General features: G+C 59.7%; 18 protein-coding genes. 10 read left to right on the top strand and 8 right to left on the bottom strand.

The genetic code is table 11. The features are described from left to right. Positions 1-9 precede the first annotated feature (9 nt). Positions 10-666: a PAQR family membrane homeostasis protein TrhA gene (trhA, locus tag B2828_RS07185; RefSeq protein ID WP_479633024.1), complete on the top strand. Its 657-nt coding sequence runs from the start codon at positions 10-12 to the stop codon at positions 664-666. 10 nt (positions 667-676) lie between these two features. Here the strand turns inward: trhA and B2828_RS07180 are convergent, their stop codons facing one another. The 4 genes from B2828_RS07180 to rlmN all read right to left on the bottom strand — a co-directional run bounded on the left by B2828_RS07180 (position 677) and on the right by rlmN (position 5436). Further along, positions 677-1123, bottom strand: coding sequence for a hypothetical protein (locus tag B2828_RS07180; RefSeq protein ID WP_479633023.1), 447 nt, complete (start codon positions 1121-1123; stop codon positions 677-679). 233 nt (positions 1124-1356) lie between these two features. Then, on the bottom strand, positions 1357-1536 hold the full coding sequence (locus B2828_RS07175; protein WP_479633022.1) for a hypothetical protein: 180 nt from the start codon (positions 1534-1536) through the stop codon (positions 1357-1359). A 159-nt stretch (positions 1537-1695) separates the two neighbouring features. Continuing rightward, positions 1696-4272, bottom strand: a complete 2577-nt coding sequence (clpB, locus tag B2828_RS07170) for an ATP-dependent chaperone ClpB (protein ID WP_479633021.1) — start codon at positions 4270-4272, stop codon at positions 1696-1698. 87 nt (positions 4273-4359) lie between these two features. Continuing rightward, entirely contained in the window at positions 4360-5436 is a 1077-nt protein-coding gene (gene rlmN / locus B2828_RS07165; RefSeq protein WP_479633020.1) for a 23S rRNA (adenine(2503)-C(2))-methyltransferase RlmN, read from the bottom strand. 45 nt (positions 5437-5481) lie between these two features. Between rlmN and B2828_RS07160 the strand changes: the two genes are divergently transcribed. Together B2828_RS07160 and B2828_RS07155 are read left to right on the top strand one after the other, a co-directional pair. Then, positions 5482-6333, top strand: a complete 852-nt coding sequence (locus B2828_RS07160) for a DNA-3-methyladenine glycosylase family protein (RefSeq protein WP_479633019.1) — start codon at positions 5482-5484, stop codon at positions 6331-6333. 56 nt (positions 6334-6389) lie between these two features. After that, entirely contained in the window at positions 6390-8384 is a 1995-nt protein-coding gene (locus B2828_RS07155; RefSeq protein ID WP_479633018.1) for a hypothetical protein, read from the top strand. Between the two features lie 115 nt (positions 8385-8499). Here B2828_RS07155 and B2828_RS07150 read toward each other — a convergent pair whose 3' ends face one another. From B2828_RS07150 to B2828_RS07135, 4 genes are all read right to left on the bottom strand, one after another. After that, complete coding sequence (locus B2828_RS07150; protein ID WP_479633017.1) at positions 8500-9132, bottom strand: response regulator; 633 nt, start codon at positions 9130-9132, stop codon at positions 8500-8502. Continuing rightward, positions 9129-11852 (bottom strand): ATP-binding protein, encoded by a 2724-nt coding sequence (locus B2828_RS07145; protein ID WP_479633016.1) that lies wholly within the window; start codon positions 11850-11852, stop codon positions 9129-9131. Before B2828_RS07145 ends, B2828_RS07150 begins: the two co-directional genes overlap by 4 nt. 860 nt (positions 11853-12712) lie before the next feature. After that, the gene (locus tag B2828_RS07140) at positions 12713-15130 is read right to left on the bottom strand and encodes an alpha-L-rhamnosidase-related protein (RefSeq protein WP_479633015.1); all 2418 of its coding nucleotides are present in this window, start codon (positions 15128-15130) and stop codon (positions 12713-12715) included. 100 nt (positions 15131-15230) lie between these two features. Further along, on the bottom strand, positions 15231-16292 hold the full coding sequence (locus tag B2828_RS07135) for a LacI family DNA-binding transcriptional regulator (protein ID WP_479633014.1): 1062 nt from the start codon (positions 16290-16292) through the stop codon (positions 15231-15233). Positions 16293-16468: 176 nt separating this feature from the next. Here B2828_RS07135 and B2828_RS07130 point away from each other — a divergent pair, with 176 nt between their 5' ends. From B2828_RS07130 to B2828_RS07100, 7 genes are all read left to right on the top strand, one after another. Then, a complete protein-coding gene (locus tag B2828_RS07130; protein ID WP_479633013.1) occupies positions 16469-17116 on the top strand; it encodes a prepilin-type N-terminal cleavage/methylation domain-containing protein in 648 nt (215 codons plus the stop codon). Positions 17117-17122: 6 nt separating this feature from the next. Further along, on the top strand, positions 17123-17605 hold the full coding sequence (locus B2828_RS07125) for a type IV pilus modification PilV family protein (RefSeq protein ID WP_479633011.1): 483 nt from the start codon (positions 17123-17125) through the stop codon (positions 17603-17605). Then, positions 17602-18390, top strand: a complete 789-nt coding sequence (locus B2828_RS07120; RefSeq protein WP_479633010.1) for a prepilin-type N-terminal cleavage/methylation domain-containing protein — start codon at positions 17602-17604, stop codon at positions 18388-18390. Before B2828_RS07125 ends, B2828_RS07120 begins: the two co-directional genes overlap by 4 nt. Before the next feature lie 73 nt (positions 18391-18463). Beyond that, a complete protein-coding gene (locus B2828_RS07115) occupies positions 18464-19477 on the top strand; it encodes a LacI family DNA-binding transcriptional regulator (protein ID WP_479633009.1) in 1014 nt (337 codons plus the stop codon). Between the two features lie 124 nt (positions 19478-19601). Next, positions 19602-22034 (top strand): hypothetical protein, encoded by a 2433-nt coding sequence (locus B2828_RS07110; RefSeq protein ID WP_479633008.1) that lies wholly within the window; start codon positions 19602-19604, stop codon positions 22032-22034. A 3-nt stretch (positions 22035-22037) separates the two neighbouring features. Next, a complete protein-coding gene (locus B2828_RS07105) occupies positions 22038-22724 on the top strand; it encodes a hypothetical protein (protein WP_479633007.1) in 687 nt (228 codons plus the stop codon). A 54-nt stretch (positions 22725-22778) separates the two neighbouring features. Continuing rightward, positions 22779-24824 carry a sialate O-acetylesterase gene (locus B2828_RS07100; protein WP_479633006.1) on the top strand — a complete coding sequence of 682 codons (2046 nt, stop codon included), beginning with the start codon at positions 22779-22781 and terminating at the stop codon, positions 24822-24824. Positions 24825-24864: the final 40 nt, after the last annotated feature.

The following is a 24864-nucleotide window of genomic DNA, read 5'->3' as shown; positions in this document are numbered from 1 at the left end:
TATGCGGTCGTGAACCAAACCAGCTCTCAAATTGACCGCGTTTACTCCCGTGCTGAGGAAATTGCCCATTACGCAAGTCACGGCGTCGGCTTTCTCGCGGTTCTGGCGGGCGCGCCTTTTCTGGTGATCGAAGCGCTGCACCGGGGCGGGACGGCGGGGATCGTGGGGGTCTGCGTTTTTGCCTTCACCGCCGCGCTGCTCTACCTGGCCTCGACGATTTACCACGCCATGCCCGAGGGCAGCCGGGCGAAGGAAATCTGCGAGGTGACCGACCATGCGGCGATTTTTCTCTTAATTGCAGGCACTTACACACCCTTTACGCTGGGGGTGCTGCGCGGGGCGATGGGCTGGACGCTCTTCGGGATTGTCTGGGCGCTCGCGCTCGCGGGGGTGATCTTGAAATCGATCCACGGGGTGCGCTATCCCAAGCTTTCCCTGGCCATCTACATCGGTATGGGGTGGCTGGTCTTAATCGCCATTAAGCCGCTGGTGACCAATATGGCCGCGCCGGGCCTGGCCTGGATGGCAGGCGGGGGCATCGCCTACACGGTGGGGTGCTACTTTTATGCCCACCGGCAGCTGCGCTTTGGGCATTTCGTCTGGCACCTCTTTGTGATGACCGGGACGGCCTGCCACTATTTCGCGATTCTCTGGTACGCGATGTAGCGCGCTCCGCCTATTTCCAGGAGATGTGGATTTCGTAGGTGTCCACGCCGACGGGCTCATCGACGACCTTGATGCTCAAGGTTTGCTTGTTTTGCGCCGTGGGGAGATCCACTAAGGCAAGAGCGCTGCGGCCCGAGGCTTTTTTTACCTGCACCGAGCCGTTTTCGAAGCCTTCCAAGGGCACGCTGAACTGGTAGTGGCTGCTTTTCTGGCCCTGCCAATCCGGCTTCCACCGGGAACCGTTGATGGAGATGTCCACCGGCTTTTCAAACGACTGATGTTCGATCCAAAGGGCGCCGTTTTGAATCTTGATGATATCAGAATCAAATTTTCCCCGGATCGAGATGCGATGCAGCGCCTTGGCGCTATCAGATACGCCCCAGGAGGAACTCGGAGCCGCGGGATCGGCCGAAACGAAAGACCCGGCCAGGAGGAGAAAAAAGAGGATTCTTTTCATGGGAAGGAATAGCTTGCTTGCTCGCGCCGTAGTAAGCCAGCGGCGCGGTGTTTAGGCAAGCCGGGAATCCGCATCTTTCCCCTGGGCCGTCGGGCTCTTTGCCCTCGTTCCCAAACTCTATTTGGGAACGCCAATGCTCCGGCAACTCTATTGCCGACATTGTAAGGCCGCAATGGAGTTGCGGGCCCAAGTGCGTGCCCAAATGGAGTTTGGGCACGAGGAAAAGCGGGTGCTTAGGAAATCCGCACGCGGACTTTATGCCCCCGGCTTTGGAGCCGGACGCGGCCCCGGTCGAGGAGATCGGCCACGGTGGCGATGGTCTCGCCTTGGTTGCGGCTGTACCGGCCCACGAGCGCGATGAGCTCACCCAGATTGTGGACCGCGGGTTGGATTTTGTTAGGGACCTTTTTCATGGCTGGTTTGGTTTTCAGTTTTCCATCTCTAGCACGAGCCGTGCCATCGCAGGCTTCAGTGGATTGGACACCGATGCCGCCCACTCCGTTCACGTTTTTAGTGAATCATTTCAATACACAGTGTCGGATTTTAGACACCATACCAGGCAGACCGGCTAACTATCCTTTTTTAAACACTAGCGCGCCGCCCGAGACGTCCACTTTGATGACGTCGCCGTCTTTGAAATGGCCGTCGAGCAGCTCCAGGCTGAGCGGGTCGAGTAACGAGCGCTGGATGGCCCGCTTCAGTGGACGCGCGCCGTAGACCGGGTCGTAGCCCTCCTGGGCCAGCAGAGTCTCGGCTTTTTTGCTGACTTCCAGCTTGATGTTGCGCTCTTCGAGCCGGGCGGCGACACGCTGGATCTGGATGCCGACGATCTGGCTCAGTTCTGCGTCGCTAAGGCGGTCGAACATGACGATTTCGTCCACGCGGTTCAGGAACTCGGGCCGGAAGTGGGCCCGCAGGGCTTCCATGACGGCGGCTTCGCGCTGTTCGGCGTTGCCGTCCTCCAGCAGGGCCTGGCTGCCGATGTTGGAGGTCATGATGATGACGGTGTTCTTGAAATCGACGGTGCGCCCCTGGCCGTCGGTGATGCGGCCGTCGTCGAGCACCTGGAGGAGCACGTTGAAGACGTCGCCGTGCGCCTTTTCGATTTCGTCAAAGAGGACGACGGAGTAGGGCTTGCGCCGGACGGCTTCGGAGAGCTGGCCGCCCTCCTCGTAACCAACGTAGCCGGGAGGCGCTCCGATCAGGCGGGCCACGGTGTGCTTCTCCATGTACTCGCTCATGTCGATGCGGATGAGGTTGTTCTCGTCGTCGAAAAGGAACTCTGCCAGGGCCCGGGCGAGCTCGGTTTTGCCGACGCCGGTGGGGCCGAGGAAAATGAAGGAGCCGATGGGCCGGTTGGGGTCGGAGAGGCCGCTGCGGGCGCGGCGGACGGCGTTAGAGACGGCGGCGATGGCTTTTTTCTGGCCGATGACGCGCGCTCCCAGGCGTTTTTCCATGTGGACGAGCTTCTCGCGCTCGCCTTCCTGGAGGCGGGAGACGGGGATGCCCGTCCAGCTCGAAACGACCTCGGCAATGTCCTCCTCGGTGACTTCCTCTTTCAACATCTGGCGGCCCCCCTCCTGCATTTTGCCCAGCTTGGCATCGCGCTCCTGGATGCGGCGGGTGACTTCCGGGATGCGGCCGTATTGGATTTCGCTGGCTTTGGAGAGGTCGCCCCGGCGCTGGGCCTGCTCCTGCTCGGTGCGCAGGCGGTCGAGCTCCGCTTGCAGCTTGCTCGATTCGTCGATCTCGGATTTCTCGCTCTGCCACTGGGCCTTCATGCGGCTGCTTTGCTCGCGGAGGTCGGCCAGCTCTTTCTCGATCTTGGAGAGGCGCTCGCGGCTCGCGTCGTCTTTTTCTTTTTTAAGGGCCTGGCGCTCCATTTCGAGCTGCATGATTTGCCGCTCGATCTGGTCAATCTCGGTCGGCATGGAGTCGAGCTCGATTTTGAGGCGCGAGGCGGCTTCGTCCACGAGGTCGACAGCCTTGTCGGGCAGGAAGCGGTCGCTGATGTAGCGGTGCGAAAGGACGGCGGCGGCGACGAGGGCGGCGTCCTGGATGCGCACTTTGTGGTGAACTTCGTAGCGCTCTTTGAGGCCACGCAAAATGGCGATGGTGTCCTCCACGCTCGGCTCGCCGACCTGCACGGGCTGGAAGCGCCGTTCAAGGGCGGCGTCTTTCTCGATGTATTTGCGGTACTCGTCCAAGGTCGTCGCGCCGATGGTCCGCAGTTCGCCGCGCGCGAGCTGGGGCTTGAGCATGTTGGAGGCGTCGACGGCTCCCTCGGAGGCCCCCGCGCCGACGATGGTGTGGAGTTCGTCGATGAAAAGGATGACTTCGCCCTGGGAGTCGGTGACTTCCTTCAAGAACGCTTTGAGGCGGTCCTCGAATTCGCCCCGGTACTTAGCCCCGGCCAGCATGGACCCGATGTCCATGGCGATGATGCGCTTGTTTTTGAGCGATTCGGGGACGTCGCCCGAGACGATCCGGCGGGCGAGGCCCTCGACGATGGCCGTTTTGCCGACGCCGGGCTCGCCGATAAGAACCGGGTTGTTCTTGGTGCGCCGGGAGAGGACCTGCATGACGCGGCGGATCTCGTTATCGCGGCCGATGACGGGGTCGATCTTGCCCCGGCGGGCGGCTTCGGTGAGGTCGCGGCCGTATTTTTCCAGGGACTGGTACTTGGCCTCCGGGTTCTGGTCGGTAACGCGCTGGGAGCCGCGCACCTGCTGGAGCGCCTGCATGAGCTTGTCCTTGGTGACCCCGGCTTCCTTGAGGAAACGGCCTGCGGTCGTTTTGCCCTCCAGGGCGGCGAGGAGAAAGTGTTCGGCGCTGAGGAATTCGTCCTTCATGCGCGCCATTTCCTTCTCGGCGGCTTCGATGGTGGCGCGGAGCTCGTTGCCGATGAAGACCTGGACACCCCCTTGCACGCGGGGGCGGCGGGCGATCTCGGCTTTCAGCTTTTCAACCAGCGGAGCCGTGCCGACGCCGAGTTTATCGAGCAGCGGGCGGGTGACGCCCTCGGGTTGTTCAATGAGCGATAGGAGCACCTGCTCGGGGTCGAGTTCGGCAATTCCGAGCGACGCCGCCGACTCCTGGGCCGAGGCGAGAGCTTCCTGCATTTTGGCCGTCAGTTTGTCCAATCTCATAAATATAAGGTTCGATGAAAGGTTCGTTCTACGGGCCTGATTTTATCAGGAATTTCGTAAAAAAGCAAATCGGAGCCCATTCCCGGCTCAGCAGCCTCCCTCCACCTTCCCCTTCAACTGCCCGCAACCGGCGGCGATGTCGATGCCCCGGCGCTGGCGCAGCGTGGCGGGGAAGCCGGCCTGCTGCAATGCTACCTTGAAGGCCTGGGCGGCGGCGTGCCCCGGCACTTCTCCTTCGTAGCCCGCCACGGGGTTGAGCGGGATCAAGTTGACGTGGGCGTTGATCCCGGCGAGCGCCTGGGCCAGCTCGCGGGCCTCCTCGGGCGTGTCGTTCACCCCGGCGATCAGGGTCCATTCGACGAAAATCCGCCGCCCGGTCAGCTCGCCGTAGGTGCGGCAGGCGGCCAGCAGTTCGGCCACGGGCCAGCGGCGGGTGGCCGGGATGAGCGCCCGGCGTTCCTCCTCGCGCACGGAGTGGAGGCTGACGGCCAGGGAATAGGGCCAGTTTTCCCGCGCCATGCGCAGGATGCCCGGGACAACGCCGACGGTGCTCAGCGTGATATGCCCGGGGCCGAGGTTGACGCCCGCGCGGCTGCTCACGATCTCCAGGGCGGCGAGCACGGCGTCGGCATTCTGGAGCGGCTCGCCCATGCCCATCAGGACCAAGTTGCGCAAGCCCGGTTCGCCCCCGGCCCGCAGCGCCCGCTGGCAATGGAGCACCTGGGCGACGATCTCGCCGGGGCGCAGGTGCCGCCGGAAGCCGCCCCGCCCGGTGGCGCAAAAGGTGCACCCCATGGCACACCCCGCCTGGGTGCTGACGCACGCGGTGGAGCGGCCCGGGTAGCCCATGATGACGGTTTCCACGGTTTCGCCGTCGCCCAGGCGCAGGAGGAATTTGCGCGTCTGGCCGTCGGTGCTTTTCAGGTCGGCCACGGGCTCCGGGAGGTCGAAGCCCCAGCGCTTTCCCTCGCCTACGGTTTCCGCGATCCAGCGCCGGAGCGGCGGGAGGAATTCGGGCCGGTCCAGATCGAGCCGCGCCGCCGCCTCGCGGTGAAGCACGCGCCAGAGCGCCTTGGCGTGAACCGGACGCACGTCCGCCGCCTCCAGTTCCCGTTCGAGGGCGGGAAGCGTTAGGTCGTGGAGAGTCGCGGGCGGCAAAATCATTCCAAATTAATAACAGAAACCTCAGAAACGGGTATAATAAGCTCCGTGAAAAAAGCGCTCTCGCCCATCCCCGCGCCGCTCTTCGACCTCCGGAAAACGCTCCATTCCGGCCAGGTCTTTCATTGGACCGAGGAGGAGGAGGGCGGTTTCCGGGGGCTCATCGGCGAGACGCCCACGCGCGTCCGGCAGGAGGGCGGGCGGCTCTGGGTGACGCCCGGCACCGAGGCGCTCGTGGCCCGCTACTTTGCGCTCGATCACGATCTGGCCGCAATCTATGCCAGCTTTCCCGGCGACCCGGCGATGCAAGCCGCCCTCGGGGCTTGCCACGGCCTCCGGATCATCCGCCAGCCGCTCTGGGAGTGCCTGGCGACCTTCATCACCTCGGCCATGAAGCAGGTGGCCCATATCCGGCAGATGTCGCTGGCGCTGCGCGAACGCTTCGGAAGCCCCGTTCCCGGCTGGAGCCCGCTCTACACCTACCCGACGCCCCGGCAGCTCGCCCGAGCCACGGAGGCGGAGCTGCGCGCCTGTGGCCTCGGTTTCCGCGCGGCGAATCTGCTGGCCACGGCGCGCCAAATTGCCTCGGGAAAGGTGGACCTCGCCGCGCTCTGCGCCCTGGAGGACGACGCGGCCCTGGCGGCGCTCTGCGGGCTGCCCGGAGTGGGGCCGAAAATCGCCAACTGCGCGCTGCTTTTCGGCTACGAGCGGCTGGCCTCCTTCCCCATCGACGTCTGGATTCACCGCGTGCTGCTGCGGCACTACTTCCAGCGCAAACGCCGCCCCACCCCGGCCCAGTTGCGCGACTTCGCCGCCCGCGCCTTCGGCCCCTACGGCGGCTACGCGCAGCAGTACCTCTTTCACCACGCCCGGACGGAAAAGAAACAAGAGCGGAAGTAGGCGGCCCCTTTTTGCTTTGACCGGCCGGAGGGAGCTGGCTACTAGTGGCCTCCAACATGGAAGTTACCTCTCGTGAACGGGAAGTTCACAACCGCTCGCGGCGTTCCCTCGTCGCCCAAATCGGCCTGCTGGCGCTGTTCGCCGCCGGGCTCATCCTAAGCCTGCGCACAACCTTCGCGGTGTATCGGCTCGACTCGGATCTCTCGCAGTCGGCCATGCTCTGGTTCGGCGTGCAAAAGGAAGGCTGGGCGTTTATCACCCAGTGGCGCTATACCGCTGACGACTGGCTTTTTTCCTGGAATCTGCTGCACTTCGCCCTCTTCCGGCTGCTCGGCCCCGATCCGCGCTGCGTCCTTTTTTCCGGCTGGCTGGTCTTTGTGGGCAATGCTCTGGCCGCCGGGGGCCTCGCCCATGCCCTGGGGGCCCGGAGAGCGGCGCTCATCCTCCCCGGACTGCTGCTCTTCGCCGGGTCCTACGCTCACCGGGCCGGGCTTTTGTCTTACCCGATGTCACATAGTATTACAAATCTTTTCGGGCTTCTGATGGTACTCTGGGCGATCGGATGGGTGCGCCGTCGCCGGGCCTCCGCGCTGGCGGCGCTGACGCTCTGCGGCCTCCTCGGGGGGATCTCCGACCCATGGCTGCTGGCTCCCTATGTCTTCCCGCTAGCCCTGGGGGCGCTGGCGGCCGGGGTCTTCGGCGCACGCGAAAACCGCCGTGCGTATGGGGCGCTCTTCCTGGCAATGGCTGCGGTGACAGCCGCCGTGAAAACGCGCGCCTTTGGCCTGCTCGATTTCCTGCCGGTGTTCGACTTTCGCCTGGGTGACTGGGACGGCATCCGCGCCAATGCCGACGCCTTTTGGCAATGCCTCGGGGGGCTATTTGACGGCCCGTTCCCGGTGAACCCGGCGGCCGCCGCCGTCGCATTGGCCGCCCTCGGGCTGCTCGGCTCGGGCGCGGCCTGGATTCTATGGAAAGAGCGCGCCGGGGGCTCTCCGGCCTGGCTCATCCCCGTTTCGCTCGGGGGGATCTCGGCGGCGCTGGTGCTTTCGCGGGTTTCCGCCGGGGAAACCAGCGGCCGCTTCCTGGTGAGCTGGCTCTACCTCGCGCCGGTCTTCGTTGCCGTGGCGCTGGAGGGTGGCTGGCGGCGGGTCCCCGTGGGGCTGCGCGCCTTTGCAGTGGCCTGTGCGCTGGCCTTTGCCGCCGCAGGGGTCGCCTCCACCGCCCCGTATTGGCGCGTGGGCAACGCCAACGACGGCAACGCCGGACGCGTGGCGCTGGAAAAGTTCCTGGAGGCCAACGGCCTGAACTACGGCTACGGCCCCTACTGGGGGTGCTTGTCGAACGCCGTTACCTGGGCCACCGGGGAGCGCATCGTCATCCGGCCAGTGAATTTCTCTCCCGAAACAGGCGGCATGATCACCGCACGGCGTTTGCAATCCAACGCCTTTTGGTACCGCTCCAGCGACGTCCCGGCGGGACAGAAAACCTTCTTCGTCCTGCTCCGAGCCGACGGCGAACAATGCGCGGACATCCCCCTCTGCATCCGGGGGCTTACCCGGCAGTTCGGCCCCCCGGCGCAGACCCTCCACCACGAGGACGCCACCGTGCTGGTCTGGGATCACCCGCTCATCGACGTCCCTCGCCCCATCGAGCCGGGCCAGCCGATGCGTTTTACCAAAACCGAGCCCCCCATGCCGTGGCGGGGCTGGGATGACCCCGGGGATCGCGGCACCTGGGCCATCGGCTCCGTGGCCGAGCTGAGGCTCCAGACCCGGAACCTCCCCGCCGGGGCACCGAGCCCGCTTAAGCTCACCTTTGAAGCCCGGTGCAGGCAACCCGTGGCCCTTCTCTTCATCAACGGCCGCGATTTCGGCACCCTCCGTTTTTCAGGGAACCAGCCCGAAACCTTTACCGTTGGCATTCCCTCGGAGCTTGCGCCGGACGGGAATGGACAGATCGTGGTGCAGTTCCGCAGGCCGCCCATGCGCCATCCTACGAGCAAGCCGTGGCTTTGCCTGAGCGCCGTGCGGCTCGATCCCGGGGAGTAATACGAATAAAATTTCTCACGCAAAGACGCAAAGGCGCAAAAAAGGCAGGTGCGTCTCTTCTTTGCGTCTTTGCGTCTTTGCGTGAGCCTTAATGCCCTTAAATCGTATAACGCCTTTAGCTCAGCTGGTCGCCGTACTCCGGGAAATGCAGCCGGGCGCAGTCGGGGCAGATGCTGTGGCTAAAATCCGCCTCCGTGTGCTCGCTGACGTAGGTCTCGATGCTCTGCCATTCGTTCTTATCGTTCCGGATCTTCTTGCAGTGCGAGCAGATCGGGAGCAGGCCCGAGAGGGTCTTCACGCTGGCGAGCGCCGCTTCCAGCTCCTGGTTTTTCTTTTTCAGGCTTTTCTGGAGCCGGATCAGGCTAATGTGGGTCTGCACGCGCGAGAGCAGCTCCCGCGATCGGAAGGGCTTCGTCACGAAGTCGGCCGCCCCGAGGTCGAACCCGAGCACGATGTCGTCGGTCTCGGTCTTGGCGGTCAGGAAGATGACGGGGATTTCGGCATAGGCAGGGTCGCCCTTGAGCCTGCGACAGACTTCGTAGCCGTCCATCTCGGGCATCATGATGTCGAGCAGGATCAGGTCGGGCTTCACCTTCGGCAGCATGTCGAAGACCACCTGGCCGCGATGGGCCACGGCCACGCGGTACTGGGCATCCATCAAAATGGTCCCCAGCACCTGGACGTTCTTGGCATTGTCGTCAACGATCAGGACGGTGGCGGGATTTTGGGAAAACGGGTTCTTGCTCATGGCGTGGAAATACGGTTCAGGAATATCGGGAATTGCTCCAGGGTCTCCTCGATCCCGGCGGTGTCGAAAAGCATCGCCTGGTTGCGCAGCGTATCGCCCCAGGCGGAGAGGCCCGCTGCTTTGTGGGCATTGGCGAGCGCGATGACCTTCTCAGCGAAATCCAGCACCTGGTTGATGATCAGCGTCTCCCGCAGCTCGCTCCAAAGCGGCTCCAGCTCCTCTTTGAGCCGCTGGTATAACCCCGCGGGATCAAAGATTTCCTGCTCGGTGGGGGCGCAGAACGGCTCCTCTCGCTGGGGCACCCCGTCGGGTTGGTTGACGGTATGCGGGAGGTACTTCGCCAGCGTGTTGAGCAGATCCCGGCGGGCGATCGGCTTGCGCAAAAAGCCGTTGCAGATGAGGGCGATTTTCTCCTCCTCGGACTTCATCGTCGAGGCCGTGACCGCCACGATCGGGATCGGCTCCGTGGCCGGGTCGTCCTTGAGGAGGCGGCTCGCCTCGATGCCGTCGAGTTCGGGCATTTTGATGTCCATCAGGATCAGTGCCGGTTTTTCCGCGCGGGCCAGTTCGACGGCTTTGCGGCCATTGGAGGCTTCGAGAATTTCGAGCGGGAACTCCTCCAGGTAGCCCCGGATGAGCTCGCGGTTGAGGTCGATGTCCTCAGCCAGAAGGATCGTGGCCGGTTCAAAGGAGATTTCCGCATTGCCCTGGAGCGCCTCAGATGGTTCCGCCGTGGCGGCTTCCTCAACGTCCTTGAGGGTGATCCGGAACACGGACCCGCTCCCCACGGTGCTCTCGACGGTGATCTTCCCGCCCATCAGCTCAACAAGCCGCTTGCTGATCGCCAAGCCCAGGCCGGTGCCGCCGTACTTGGCATGGCTCTGGCCCGCCTGCTGCTCAAATGCGCCGAAGATCGTCTCAAACTGCGAGGCCGGGATGCCAACACCGCTATCGTGCACCTCAAAAATGAGACTCCCCAAGTCGCTCCCCTGCCCCGTCCGGGCCACGCAGCGGATGGAGCCCCGTTCGGTGAACTTGATGGCGTTGCCGATCAAATTGAGGAGCACCTGCCGCAGCCGCGCTTCGTCGAGCACCACGGCATTGGGGAAAGCGGCGTCGATCTCTGTAATATAGGCGAGCCCCTTTTCCTCCACCTTGCCGGAAAAGATCAGTTCCAGCTCTTTTAGAAGCGTCCTCGGGTTAATGGCGGAATACTCCAGGCGCAGCTTTCCTGCCTCCACTTTGCTCAGATCGAGGATGTCGTTGATGAGGCCCAGGAGCGACTTGCCGCTGGAGTAAATGGCGTGGATGTACTGGCGCAGCCGCGGGTCCTGGACCTTGGCGGAGAGGATTTCCGAGAAGCCCAGAATGGCGTTCATCGGCGTGCGGATCTCGTGCGACATGTTGGCCAGGAATTCGCTCTTAGCCTGGTTGGCCTGGCGCGCCTCGCTCTCGGCCCGCTGGCGGTCCTTAACCTCCTGGCTCAGCTCGGCGGTTCGCTCACAAACACGCCGTTCGAGTTCCTCGCCCCGCTGTTCGAGTTCGCGGGTATTGCTCTCGATGGTATCGAGCATGGCGTTGAAGGTCCCGGTAAGGCTGCCAATCTCATCGTTGCGAAGCGCCGTATTGCGCACAGTATAATCCCCGGCGGCCACGCGGCTGGCGGAGGCGGCCAACGCGCCCAGCGGTGTCAGGATGGTCCGGTTAATCAGCAGCGTGATGGCCCCCACCAGCACGGCAAGGGCCAGCAGGGCGACGGCGGGCAGGCCCGCGAACTCACTCATCCCGATCGCCTGCGAAAGATCAATCATCGAGACGAGATACCAGTCGATGGCGGGCAGATAGGCCACGGAGACCAGCCGCCGCTGGCCGTCAATCAAGAGGGGTAGCGTGGCGGTCGCCTCCGGGGTGGCCTTGAGCGTTTCCAGCGCCTTGCGCAGCTCGGCACGGTCCCGCTCGGCGGGCATCAGGCGGAAAATGGTGCTCCGCTCCTCGGCCTTTTTGGTCACCGTATTCTGGTCGATCAGCGCGGTATTGGCATGGGCCTGGATGGCCCCGGACGGGTCGAGCAGAATCGGCGTGACGGCCTTATTCTGCGTATGGATAAGCCGTTCAATAAACGCATCGAGCCGCATCCCCGTGCCCGCGAGAGCCACGCGCTCCTTGCCGTCGCGAACCACCGTGTTGATCCAGACCTTGACCTGGTGATCGACGTTGTCGCGGTCCACATTGAGCCGGAAGCTGTCGGCATTTTCGAGCGTCGAGTAGAACCAGCCGTCCTTGGGGACATCGCGGCTGACCTGGTACTCGGGATTCTGGGACGTCAGGCCCGTGGCGAGGTTGTAGCTATAGTAATGCCCGGAATCGCGCAGCCCGATGAAAAACGCCTGGGCCTGGAACTGGCGCGCAAAGGCATCCATCTCCTGGAACGCGGCGGCTTTGAGCGCCGGGTTGCCCTCATCGCGCACCCAGTTCCGCACCGCGGGCAGGCTGGCCAGCGTCTGGCAAAGCGCCACCTCGCGCTCCAGCGGCGCCAGGATGCGCCCCTTCTCGCGCAACGTGTACTGAACGGCGAAATCGGCCCCGATGCGGCGAGTCACCCAGCGCAGCGTGAGGTAAAACGAGAGCCCCGCCAGAAGGCTGATAGCCAACGTCAGAGAGACCGTCCAGCGGAGGAAGCGGGCGCGGATGCCCTGGCGAAAAAAACCGTCGAGTTTCATGAAACGTGTGGATTGCGGGCAAAGCGCCGGGAGGGAGGGGAAGGGGGCAGATAAGAAGCGTCTGCCCAGAGCCGGTCATCTGTCGGTGCGCCCGTAGAGAAGTGAAGCGCATTTCATGCCAACGGTCAACGGTCCCAGGGTAAGGGAAATTAAGTACGCGCGTGAGCAAAAACCCTTATAGACCGCTTTAAGAAGCTCCACAAACCGAATGGTTTATGGAGCGGGGTGATGAGACTCGAACTCACAATTCAAATATGCTCCCTGACGACATTGGTAAGTCGTTGATATTCAGCATATACGACATCTTGTGAAATCGGCGTTATTAGGCCTTTTTGATTTTGGGAGTAAAAGAATCCCATGGCCAGCGTCTATCGACACTCCCAAGGGAAGCCCCCTACTGGATTACCGTTTTTCACGGATGAAAACGGTAAACAGCGTCACCGCAGCACTAAGACTACGAACAAGACAAAAGCCATTTCCTGTGCCGAACGCTGGCAGCGGGGCGCCGATAAAGTCCAATACCTCGACGAGCTGCTGGATGGGAAAACGCCGGTCCCAGACAAACCCGTTTTTCCCAAGTTGAGCAAAACCTGCATTCGCGGTGATACGGGGCTGAAACGTTCCTTGGGGTGGTCAAGCAGGCTGGCATCAAACAAAAAAACAGTGATCCGGGCAACCAAGGGCGGCAAAGGCCGGAATTTCAATCCCCTCACCTTCCATTCTCTTCGTCATACTTTTGTCTCACTGATGGCAAATCGCGGGGTCAGCCAAGAGCTTCGGGAAAAGATCCTGGGACCTACCAGTAACGTTCATGAACGCTACACTCACATTGAGATCAAGACGTTGAAGCTCGCAAGCAACTACAGTAAGCCCGCGCCGCATTTCCGTGGAGCCGAACTTTGGGCTTGCGGCAGGTTAAGCGAGATCTGCCATTTGCCTTTGATTGAGCGGGTCTTGAGGCCGGGGAGCAGGACCTCGGCGGTCATTCCTTTAGGAAGGGCGATGCCGGTTTCCACATATTTCCCGGTCTTTTTCCAATAGGTCTCTATGGTTCCCAGGGGTGTGGGTATGCAAACTTCCGCATGCTGTGCCGAGAATACCGGCGACCACTGAACGGTTTTCCAAGAGGGTGAAGTTTGCCGGATGCCCCCGAGAGTCTGCATCAGGTGGTAGAGAGGATGCGCGGACCATGCGTGCGAGAAGCTTTCTTCGCCGCGCACGGGGGCGAAGTTCTCCCACGTCGTGCCATGTTTTGCCATTTCGCTCCAATGCCGGCGAATATAGGCTACGACTTCCGCACCGTACCCCCGCTCTGCCAGGGCTTGAAAGACATAGGTGATCCAGTAGGCGGAGGGGTGGATTGCCGGAACGGTTTCTTCACGAATGAATGGGAGCAGGCTCTTTTGAAGCAACGTCTGTGCATTGATGCCGGGAAGTTGCGCGAGGAGGGCGAGCGTCTGGGTGTGGATTGAGCACTCCGGCAGTTTCTCCATCGAAGCGCTCAGGCCGTCGGACAGCAATCCCCCGGGCATGAGAAGGGCGGAGATGTCCCGTCCCAACTGCGTGTGCCACTTGCGCATTCGTATGGCCTGCGCCTCGTCTCCGGAAAGCCGATGGAGGATTTCCAGCTTTTGCAACGTCTCAAACAACCACAGACTCAGTAATGTTGGGTAATTTTCCTTACATAGTCCGGTCCAATCGAGAAATAGCCAATAGCGGCGGTCGTGCCCGGCCAAACCGCACTCAGGGTGGATCTGTTTTTCGAAGTAGGAGAGTGCGGCGGCGACTTGATGCCGATGACTTTGGAACATTTCCAGCGAGCCGGTTTGCCAATAGTGATCCCACAGCGTGAGAATCCAGATCAATGTAAAATCGGGAAGGATGCATCCGTGGCCACATGTTGGCGCGTGTCCGTAGGTGAGGCCGTTGGGCAGCGTTTGTGAAGCGATGCTGCGGATGCCGCGTTTGAAGAGACGGTCGTCGCCGCTCAGGAAAAAGGTGTTCCACCCTTGCACCCGCGCATCGCCCCACCACTGCGCTTGTTCGCGCCACGGGGTGTCCACATAGGCATCGAGGGAGCAGCATTGTTGGGTCCAGGCGCAGGTCTCCCAAATTTTATTCAGGACTCGGTCTGAGCAGTGGAATTTCCCCTTGCGCTCCATGGGGTAGCCTTTCCATTGGAGTCCGGCGTTGAGCGTCAGCGGCTGTTTTGCACCACGGACTGTGACGACCATATACCGGAAACCGTAGGGATGATAAAAGAGGTGCTCGCTAGTTCCTTCGCGGCAGATCATCCTTCCGCCAAAGGCGATGTGGCTGTAGGAGTTGGCCAGGAAGTCCGGACGGAGATCGTGCTGAATGGTTTCGGCAAAAAGGGTATCCACGATTTCCCCGTCGCTCGTCCCGGCCAATGAAAGAAACGGGCAGCCAAAAACGGTTTTTCCAAAGTCGATAAGGTAGCTCGAAAATTGGCCCGGTTTGGCGGGCGGCACGGCGATGCGCTTGGCGCTTTCTTTGTGAGCTGAAAAGCAAAACCCTTCTTTCAATCGAAGTTGAGTGACATCGTTTACGGCTTCGAATCCCGACGCGTTAGTCCCCTTCTGGAAGCCGATAACGCGCGCATTTTCCCAAAAGCGTTCGTTCATCTGCGGCAGGCCGCGCTCTTCCAGCGTGGTCCATGGCATGACGTTCCACACGGGGCGGCAGGCCGGGGATTTCCAGGTTCCCTCGGGTTCGCCGGGCAGATACCACGCCGGATCTTCCTCCCGTAAATCAATATGCTCCTGGGGAAAGCCAAGCTGGGCGCTCGCGGGAATGGCATCCTTTCGAATGCCGCTTTGGCGGCGCGTTTGCCAGGTTTCATCGGTGAGCACCAGGTGCTCTTTGATTTCCAGAGCTGCAAGTAAACCGGCCTCTCCCTGGAAAAGGTATTGGAAATTGCTGGTGCCCGGATTATAGGCACGAATGGCTATGAGATTTCGGCCCTTTTTCAAATAATCCGAGACCTCCACGGCGTCGTAAGGCCAGTGGGACTGAAAGCCCCGGGCGGGGCCACTAGTGACGTATTTGCCGTTGATGTATAGGCGATAGGACTGGTCTGCGGTGATGTAAAACCACGTTTTCGCAGTGGGTTTCGAGGGGAGGGAGAATGTTTTCCGGAAAAGGGCGAAACAGTGGTAGAGATTCCACCAATCGCTTTCGGGCCAGATCCATTTTGCCTGTTTGAGGGCTTCGGGAATCTTGGCGCTAATATCTTCGGAGAGCGTGTTTTTGAGCATGAGAGCGGAATCGACCCGCTCTCGCCAGGGGAAAGCCAGACTACGGAACGGGATCAAATTCTGACCCTAAAGCTGGAACGTTCCATTAAATTTGTCAATTTTAAAAGGAATTACCCTTTCGTCTTCCGGGACTGCCGGGCTTTGGGGCGGGGCCGGTGCTTTCTCTGATGACCAGCTTTGCGGATAACTCGATACGCCGCGGTTTGCGGTCGGTTCCTTCAATAGCCTCCAATACTAGTGAGGTGAGCGCTTCAGCATAGTCACAGCCCTCAAGGCTAATGGTCGTCAGCGATGGGCAGAGAAACGACGAGAGCTCCACGTCGTCAACGCCCACCACCGAAAGTTCCCCTGGGACGGCGATGCCGAGATCTTTGGCAGCTCGCAGAACCCCGGTGGCCAGGATGTCGTTGAGCGCGAAAATGGCGGTGGGCCGCTCGCTGCCGCCGAGAAGCGATTGGGCGGCGCTATAGCCATCGCGCATCCGGACGCCGCAGTGGACGATCCAGTCTTCCCTCGTTGAGAGGCCGTGGTCCGCCAGTTCTTTGCAGAAGATTTCGAACCGGGATCCGATGCCTTGGTAAGGAGGCGCTCCCCATATAAATGCAATCTTGCGATGCCCCAGCGCAACCAAGTGCTCCATCATTTCGTGCGTGGCTTTCGCATTGTTGATCGTTGCACTTTTGAAGGGAATCGAATAGGGCGGCGGACCGGCTACAATGCACGAGATGCCGCGTTTCTCAATGGACTTCAAAAGGCTTTCCACGGGCTTGTATTCCATGGCGGAAACGATCATGCCGTCCACGTGGTGATCAATGAGTTGCTCGATGGCTTTGCGTTCCAGTTCGCGGTCGGAATTGCTGCTGGAAATGATGAGATCAAAGCCGCGTTTGCGGAGCAGGATTTCCACGTTTTGTACGAGTTCGCAATAGAACGGATTGAGGTGGTCCTGAATGACCATGCCGACCGTTTGGGAGCGGCTGGTGCGCAGGCCGCGAGCAAAACGGTTCTGGCGATAGCCGAGCTGCCGGACGACCTCCATGACTTCCTCCTGGGTGGATAGCGGGATTTCCGGGCTTCCGCGCAATACCAGCGAAACGGTGCTTTTGGAGTAGCCGCACTGCTTGGCTACATCGATGATGGTCGGTTGACGAACGGTTTTCACAATGAAAATCAGTGGATGGAAAAAGGCAAAAATCAGAGTTGGGGTGAAACGCAGGCTTTCATCGCGACCGAAAAAAAGGGATATTCTTGTTGACGCTGGAACGTTCCAACCATAGATTAAAACGCATCGCCACTATGAATTCCCCAGTTCAGGCAAAGTTAAGTTTTCTTCCGGCGGTGTCAATCCGCAAAATAGGCCAGCGAGACCTCCGCGCTGGGTTTTCGCTAATCGAGCTGATGGCGGCCATTGCGTTGATTGTGGTGCTGGCGGCAATGGGGGCGCCTTCGATGTTGAACCCGCGCAGCGGCGTGGCGGTGATGGACCGGTCGGTGTCGAATCTGTCGCTACTGCTGGAACAGGCCCGGACTTACGCCATGGCCAACAATACCTATGTGTGGGTCGGCTTTTCCACGGACACCGTTAAAAACACGGTGACGGTGGCGGCCATGGCGGGGGTAAGCGGCGCCTCCTCGGATATCAACGCGGCCGCTTCGCTGCGAGCCATCAGCAAACCGCAGGTGTTTGAAAATGTGGAGCTTTGCTCGATTAATGCGACGGCGCTTTCCCGGGAAACGGCGGTGGATCTTATTGGGGCGACGGGCTCGGGGACAACCTTCCGACGCAACGCAGCCAATGGAACGGTGAGCTTTGGAAATTTAATCCAGTTTGGCCCCGCGGGAGATGTCCGAATTCCAGGAGGTTCGGTTTCGCGATGGCTTGAGCTCGGTTTGCAACCCCTGCACGGGACAAAGGCGGACACCGCCAATATCGCGGCAGTGCAAGTGGGTGGTTTGACTGGACAAGTGCGGGTGTATCGTCCTTAACAGGCTGTGAAAAGTTATAGCGCCATGAGCTTCCATCCATCCCCCCAAGCCTCGGGATTCTCCATTGTCGAGGTGGTGTTGGCACTGGGCATTGCCGCCTTTGCATTGGTGTCGGTGGTGGGGCTATTGCCATTGGGGCTGGGCATGGCGGGCGAAACGGGAGATGAAAGCGGAGCCGTGAACTTGACCAGCGCAGTGGTCTCGGACCGGCTGGTGACATCCTCCACGGCGGCGTCCTCTATCTATAACCTGCCCGCGATGCCGTCATTAGCTACGGCGACACTTTCGGGAACCTTCGGAGCCAAAGAGAACGGCGAGTATACCGCCGCCGATTTGACGAATGCCCGCTACCGCGTGATTTATTCGCTAACACCTCCGGCCTCCGGTCACAGCGGCCCGTGGACGGCCTGGTTTAAAATTACCTGGCCGGCACTGGCACCGAAAAATGCTTCATCCTTCGAAACGGTGGTGACGTTCCCTCAGCCATGAGGCATTCTCTATCGTGCCAATCCGGACCGTGGACAGCCGGAAAACATCGGGCATTTTCGCTATTGGAAATGATGGTGGCCTGCGCGGTCCTGGTGGTGTTGGTGGCACTGGTCAGTCAAATCATCACCGTGACCAGCCGGTCGATCAATGCAAGTACGCGCAAGCTCGGGAGTATTGCCGAGATGCGGACGGTATTGGACCGCATTGGAGTGGATCTCTCGGCCCGCTTGCGCCGCACCGATGTGCCGTCGGCTTTCTCCAAGGCCAGCACGAACGACAGCCTGGCGTTTTTCAGCGAGGTGGATAGCTATGACGGCACCCGGAGGATCTCGCTCGTAAGCTACCGGATCAACGCCTCGACCTACCAGTTGGAACGGGCCGTGGTAGCGACGAACTGGGCTGGGACATCAGCCTTGAATTTTTCGTCTACCTCCACGCTGCCGACGGTTTCCGACACTGATTACGACGTCCTGGGGCCCGGTATTTTGCGGCTGGAAATCTGTTTCTTGAAAACCGATGGAAAGACCAGCAATTCCGCAAGCGCAGATTTGAGCGACGTCGCAGGGTTTATCGTAGCGGTGGCGGCGTTGGACGCATCAAACCGAAAAACCTTGAGCCCGGCGCAACTGAAACAACTTGCCGAAGCGTTGCCCGATCCCAACGAAGGCAGCCAGCCCATATCGCAATGGCAAACGGAGGTCAAAAAACAGGATTTTGCCCCGGGAATTCCCCTGCAGGCCGCGCGAGCGGTTCGCTTTTTTCAACGCACGTTTCAGGTCAGGTAAAAGGGGGCGCTTCTGAAAGCTGGATTTCCAAAACCAGGTTGAGTACATTCGTTGGCTGAAAGAACCTTCCAGAATGGAGAAACAGCCAACCATCATCGACGTTGCCAGAGAATGCGGATTTTCCAAAAGCACGGTTTCTCTTGTTTTACAGGGCAGCCCCGAAATTCCGCCCGAAACCGCCGCCGCGGTGCATGAGGCCATCAAAAAGATCGGCTACCGCAGGAACCGCTTCGCACGCGGTTTGCGGACACGCCGTTCCCGGACGGTGGGAATGCTGATTCAGGATCACCTCAATCCATTCTATGGGGAAATTGTCCATCACGTGGAGCGGCATCTTCGTGAAAAGGGATTCGACCTTTTTGTAACCAGCAGCAATACTGATTTGAAGCTGGAAAAACTCGCGCTGGAACGAATGTTCGATCAGCAGGTCGATGGGTTGATCGTTTCGGCGATGGATTACCAAAAGATTTCCAAGCTGCTCCATTCCTATGAGGAAATCGGAATCCACTGCGTGGTGGCCGGACCGCCGGAACGGAGCATTCCCTTTGACTGCGCCACGGTCGATATGGCCGACGCAACCCACGCCGCCATGGAGCATCTCTTCAAGCTTGGCCACCGCAAAATCGCATTCCTGTGGGGCGCGCCCGCATTCCAGGAAATCGGTGCCCGCTTCGATACATTCCAAGCCATGATGCGTTCACAAGGGTTTTCCATACCGAAAGGCTGGATCGTCCATTGCGGCTTCCGAATGCAGGATGGATACACCGCCGCACGGGCTCTATTGCAGGAGAAAAGCCGGCCAACAGCCATCTTTGCTTTGAATGACCTGCTCGCGGTGGGCACCGTGGCCGCAGCCACCGACCTGGGTCTGCGCGTCCCCCGGGACCTGTCGGTAACCGGGGTGGACAATGTGGAAATCGCGTCCTACACCCGGCCCGCGCTTTCGACGATTAGCCAGCCCATTGCCGGTTATGCCCATGCACTGTCCGACCTCGTGCTTGAGGGGATCGAAAAAAAGCGTGCAGCAAGACGGATCAGCTTAACTGCAGAGTTTATCGTCCGCGCCAGCACCGGCCCCGCAAAATAGTCTTGTATAGGTCACCTCTGGAAACCGGGGGTGCCCTATATTCTCCAAAGGCCAAAAAAAAGTTGCATTTATGGGAACGTTCCAGTAATTTCTATTCATCTTCCCCCTCTTTGCCTTCCCCTCTATGAATCCTTATACCCACAGCGCTTTTGTCCGCCGATCAAGCCAAGCGTTTTTTGCATTCCTGTTTTCAGCGTTCCTTTGCGCATCGAGCCATGGCGAGATGTTTCCTGAGATAGAGCAATTCTTTATTCAGCCGGACCAAGAAGCCGAAATTCACGTTCCAGCCAATTATCAGCCCGGTGGGGCTTATGTGCTGACCGATTACCAAGGCAAAGAGGTCGCGAAAGGGCAGGCCGAAGCGCGGTTGGGCGAATGGTTCGTGCCCGTGAAGCTGAAGGCAGGCTATTACGATCTCGATTTTCCAGACGCGAAGCGGCATTTCGGCCTATTAGCTATCTCGAAATACGAAGGCAAGCCGGATCCTTTCTTTGGAATGGACGCCGCTCTTTCATGGCTTGCTCCCGTACCGCAACGGGAACCGCTGATTCGCATTCTAAAACGAAGCGGAATCGCCATGGTGCGGGAACGTATGGCCTGGCCCAAGCTAAAGCAGGAAGATGAAACATGGGACTGGGAAAAGGATCGTGCGTTTGGAGAAACCCGCCGCCTTTACGCAAAGTACGATCTGCCGCTCCTGGAATTGGCCCATGAATCTCCGGCGGCATATTTGTGGAACGGCGTAGGAAAAGGCCCCGCGCCGGATGATGTGGTGCGTTCGGTTCAGGACTGGAAAGTTATCTCACAAAAATGGGCCTCCACATGGGGAGCCATCGAAGCCTGGAATGAACCGGATTTGCAAAATGCCCCCGCCGATCAATATGCCTACTGGGCATGGACAATGCGCTACGCGCTTCGCAATTCCGGGGTGCAAACACCGCTCGGCGGAGGCGTCTTCGCCTATATGGCGCAGCTATATCTCGATCTCGCCGCAAAGAACGGCCTCCTCGAAGCATCAGACTTCATCTCTTTCCATTACTACGGCGAACCGCAGGATTTGCCGCGGCATATATCGGTATTCCGCCACTGGTTAAAAGCAAACAACCGCGAGGCCATGCCGCTCTGGCTGACGGAGTCCGGCGCCTACTGGAGCGGGCCAAAGCAAAGCCGTCCGAAGCTGAAGCAAATTCAGACCTCCGCCATGAAAATCGCCGGCAATGCCATTCAGGCCAAGGCCTGCGGCATAGAGCGCGTCTTTCCCTTTGTCTATGTCGACTACACCGAACGCGAATTGAACAACTTCGGCATGATGGACTCACTAGAAACGCCGACCCGCAGCATGGCAGCCTATGCCGCCACGGTCAGCCTTCTCTCAAACAAAACCTATATCGGCGACATCACCGGTGCCGACGGGAAAATTTGCGCGCAAGTTTTCGCACCCAAAAAGGGAGATGCGGTCCTGGTCTTTCTGGGAACAAATGTTGACCCGAGCGCGACGGTGCCCTTGCCGTTTGTGCCCAGGGCGGTCTACGGAGCCGACGGACGCTCATTGAAACCGGATGCCGCCGTGCCGGTACCAGACGGTCTTGGATTTGCCACAGCACAGATCGATACCGTGCGCCCGCTGATTAGCACCGACTCCATTACCTTTAAACTCGCCAAAATCAGCCATAAGGAAGCGCCGCGCGCGGCAAAGCCAAGCCCGATCGTCTTGAAGCCGCAGATGAAAAACGCTGCGGTTTCGCCCGACACACGTGGCTACCGTGTAGAGAGCGCTCCGGGCAAGCTAAGCGTCCCCGTGCTGGCGGCCAATCTCGACTCAGTGGAACACAACGTAAAGCTCGAATATCGCAAGGAAGGGGACCGTTCCCCGGGCGGTCTGCTGGGCACGGTTTCCGCCAAAATCCCCGCCAATGGCAGCCTGGAATTGCAAGCTGAAGTCGATTTCTCACGTTTCCCTGCCGGTGAGGAAACCCGGTTGCTGGAGGTCGTCCCGTCATCCCCCGATGTGAGCGGCAAAATCCCGCCTTCGGTGATGCGCTTCATGTTTGTCCAGGGTTTGGATGACTACCTCAAAAAATATAGCTATCAGTTTGCGCTGCCGTTGGGCGAAGAGCATCGCTGGAGGAAAAACGCCACGCCAAACGCTACCCTGCATTTCGAACACTCTCCCGAAGCACAATGGGGGTTCAGCGCCCAATTCGCGGGCGGCGACCGCTGGGCCTACCCCCAGTTCACCATCCCGCAGGAAGCAAAGCTGGAACGGGTCACCGGCGTGTTGATCCGAGCCCGCATGATGAAGCAGGGAACTCCAAGAGTCATCACCTGGAACAGCCAGGAAAAGCAGTCGACCTTCAACTATCAGCTATTCCCCGCCGACGGAAAGTGGCACGTGGCCTATGCACCGCTGGACAGCTTTGTCGTAGTGCCCTCAGGGGAAATGGCTGTGGATGCGGCTTCACTGGGGCGGCAAGTGAAAAAGATCTCCATTGGCTTTAATAGCCGGGAAAATCAAAACCAACTGGAAGTATCGGACTTTTACCTCATCGGAAACTAACCTATGAAAACTCGTATCATCCCCTGCGCCTTTGGCCTTGCCTTAGCCCTTTCCCTCAATGCCCTCGGTGGCCCCGCGTTTTCGGACAACTTTAATTCCCCGGATTCAGCGGACATCAATACCCAGCGCGACCTGCGCCAGAGCGGCTCCGAGAGCCCCGTACCTTACCGCATCGTCACGCTGATGGTTCCGAGCGGAATTCAAGACGACCAGATCAAGATCGAAAAGAATGTGCTTTCGCTTACCAATGCCGGTGGGAAAAAGGCGCCCGTTTCGGTTTGCCCGGACCGCAATTTTGACAATCTTGGGAAACGCTACCGCGTAGCAGTAACTGCCCACCCTCTGACTTCTTGGGCTGGAATCCAATTAACGCCGGTCCAGAAAGGCGACTGGCCCGATACTTCCTCCGGACTCTCGCTGATCATCTCGCCAAACGGCGCTTGGAACTTATGGAATAATACCGATAAGCCCAAGCAATTGATCGGATCTGGGAAAGCCGCGGGAGCAGAGCAATACCGAGTGGAGTTCGATGTAGACGAGACCGCGGGGCGGTTCGTAACCGTTACGATCAACGGGACCAAAGTCGTCGATCGAAAAGCATTTTCGTACGATTCAGCAAAGCGTTTTGTGATGCTTCAGTCCGTAGGCCAAACTGAATTTGACGATCTTCTAGTCGAGCCAGTGGATTAAGCAAAACTTCATCCGTTTGGCGCACGCCGGTTCTTTGCCAAGATCGTCCTTTCGATGAAAAATACAACGCTCATCTCCGCGATAGCCGCCTTCCTGCCGCTGCCGCTCTGCCGGGCCGACGTTACGCTTCCCGCGATCATCTCCAACCACATGGTCTTAAAAAGGGATGCCAAGGTTCCCATCTGGGGCAAGGCTGCTTCCGGAGAGGAAGTTTCCGTACAATTGGGCGAACAGACCGTCCGGGCGATTGCGGGGATGGATGGAAAATGGAAAGCGACGCTCAACCTGGCCCAGTCGCCTCAGGGTCCTTTTGAGATGACCGTCACCGGCAAAAACCAAATTCGAATTGCCGATGTCGTGGTCGGCGAGGTGTGGATTGCCTCCGGCCAATCGAACATGGAATGGATCCTGGTCAACACCCTCGGAGGGGATAGGGAAATTGCCAATTCCGCGAACCCTCTCTTGCGACAATTCTATGTTAAAAAGTCGACGTCCATCACGCCATTGGAGGATTGCGAAGGCCGCTGGATAACGGCATCACCTGAAACCTCCCGCAACTTCACTGCCGTCGGTTATTACTTTGGCAAGACCTTGCAAACAGAGCTCAAGGTGCCCGTCGGTCTCATTCTCTCCTGCTGGGGCGGCACCCATTCCGAAGCCTGGACCAGCGAAGCCGCAATGGATTCGGTGCCAGACCTCAAAGATGCCAAAGAGAAGGTTTTCGCGCAAATTAGAAGCTATCCCTCCATGCACAAGAAATGGGTGGATGCCTTTGGCGTTTGGTTAAAAGAGACAAGACGCGAAGATCACCCCTTCATGCCCGGCGACTTTGCCACCTCGGAAACAGGCGCCCAGGATTGGCAAAAAGTGAAAATCCCGGGGAACATCACCGGAGCGAATTTCACCGGAGACGGGGCCGTCTGGCTTCGCACGGAAATAGAACGCTCTCAACCCAGCATCGGTCCGCTGGGGTTAGATCTCGGGAGCATCGAAGGATTCGAGAGCGTCTATTGGAACGGAGAACTCCTCGCATCGCTGGATTACTATACTTATCCAGGCAGTGGGTTCATCCACAAATACGGAGTGCCGGTTACGAAAGTGAAAATGGGCAAAAACATCCTCGCCATCCGGGTCTTTGCTCCCGGAGGCGCGGCCCGGTTTCCCAGCGTCGTCAAGGTCGACGAAAAACCGGTCACCGGTGAATGGCTTGCCAAACAAGAATTCGCTTTACCATCTCTCGATTCCACACAACTCAGTGCCATACCCCAGCCACCGCCAGCCCCGCCCCAACCCCATCGCATCGCGTCACATCTCTTCAACGGAATGATCGCCCCGATCATTCCCTACGCCATAAGCGGTGTGATTTGGTACCAGGGCGAATCCAATGCCGGACGCGCCTGGCAATACCGCACGGCCTTCCCGCTGATGATTACCGACTGGCGCAACCACTGGGGACAGGGCAATTTCCCCTTTTATTTTTGCCAACTTGCCAATCACCAGCCTAAAAAACCGGCTCCCGGCCAAAGCGCGTGGGCAGAACTTCGCGAGGCTCAATCCCAGGCGCTCAAACTGCCCCGCACAGGCGAAGCGGTTCTCATTGATCTGGGAGATTCCGACGACATCCACCCCCGAAACAAAGAGGCCGTCGGTAAGCGCCTTGCCGCGATTGCCCTCGCCAACGATTACGGGAAAAAAGTTCCTTGCTCCGGTCCTGTCTTTGACGCCTACAAAATTGAGGGAAGCAAAATCCGCATCACTTTCAAAAATGCTGATGGAGGGCTGGCCGCGCCACCCGTTCCCGCCACCTACATGGTCACAAGCAAGGATAACAAAACGGCGCCAAATGTGCGGAATAGCCCCGCGAGCGACCTGGAGGGTTTCGCCATTTTCGGCACCGATGAGAAATGGAGCTGGGCTGATGCGAAAATCGACGGCGACAGCGTCATCGTGTGGTCCGACACCATCCCCTCGCCCACCGCCGTACGCTACGGATGGGCCGATAATCCCACCCTCAATCTTTACAGCAGCGCGGGCCTTCCGGCGTCGCCCTTCCGCACCGACAACTTTCCTGCCGTTACCCGCGACGAAAAATACAAATAGCCATTTCTCAAAACCGTAGGATCGCTGGCCGAATTTCCGC

The organism is Spartobacteria bacterium UBA695 (genome assembly GCA_002298145.1).
Lineage (GTDB): Bacteria > Verrucomicrobiota > Verrucomicrobiia > Chthoniobacterales > Chthoniobacteraceae > UBA695.
This window is presented reverse-complemented; position numbering and strand designations above follow the sequence as displayed.

What these genes read in the sequence shown, in the direction of transcription:
- B2828_RS07140 (WP_479633015.1), bottom strand. Translation starts at nt 15,130, where the DNA reads ATGCTCAAAAACACGCTCTCCGAAGATATTAGCGCCAAGATTCCCGAA.
- B2828_RS07145 (WP_479633016.1), bottom strand. Translation starts at nt 11,852, where the DNA reads ATGAAACTCGACGGTTTTTTTCGCCAGGGCATCCGCGCCCGCTTCCTC.
- rlmN (WP_479633020.1), bottom strand. Translation starts at nt 5,436, where the DNA reads ATGATTTTGCCGCCCGCGACTCTCCACGACCTAACGCTTCCCGCCCTC.
- B2828_RS07150 (WP_479633017.1), bottom strand. Translation starts at nt 9,132, where the DNA reads ATGAGCAAGAACCCGTTTTCCCAAAATCCCGCCACCGTCCTGATCGTT.
- clpB (WP_479633021.1), bottom strand. Translation starts at nt 4,272, where the DNA reads ATGAGATTGGACAAACTGACGGCCAAAATGCAGGAAGCTCTCGCCTCG.
- B2828_RS07105 (WP_479633007.1), top strand. Translation starts at nt 22,038, where the DNA reads ATGAAAACTCGTATCATCCCCTGCGCCTTTGGCCTTGCCTTAGCCCTT.
- B2828_RS07175 (WP_479633022.1), bottom strand. Translation starts at nt 1,536, where the DNA reads ATGAAAAAGGTCCCTAACAAAATCCAACCCGCGGTCCACAATCTGGGT.
- B2828_RS07180 (WP_479633023.1), bottom strand. Translation starts at nt 1,123, where the DNA reads ATGAAAAGAATCCTCTTTTTTCTCCTCCTGGCCGGGTCTTTCGTTTCG.
- B2828_RS07110 (WP_479633008.1), top strand. Translation starts at nt 19,602, where the DNA reads ATGAATCCTTATACCCACAGCGCTTTTGTCCGCCGATCAAGCCAAGCG.
- B2828_RS07155 (WP_479633018.1), top strand. Translation starts at nt 6,390, where the DNA reads ATGGAAGTTACCTCTCGTGAACGGGAAGTTCACAACCGCTCGCGGCGT.
- B2828_RS07100 (WP_479633006.1), top strand. Translation starts at nt 22,779, where the DNA reads ATGAAAAATACAACGCTCATCTCCGCGATAGCCGCCTTCCTGCCGCTG.
- B2828_RS07120 (WP_479633010.1), top strand. Translation starts at nt 17,602, where the DNA reads ATGAGGCATTCTCTATCGTGCCAATCCGGACCGTGGACAGCCGGAAAA.
- B2828_RS07115 (WP_479633009.1), top strand. Translation starts at nt 18,464, where the DNA reads ATGGAGAAACAGCCAACCATCATCGACGTTGCCAGAGAATGCGGATTT.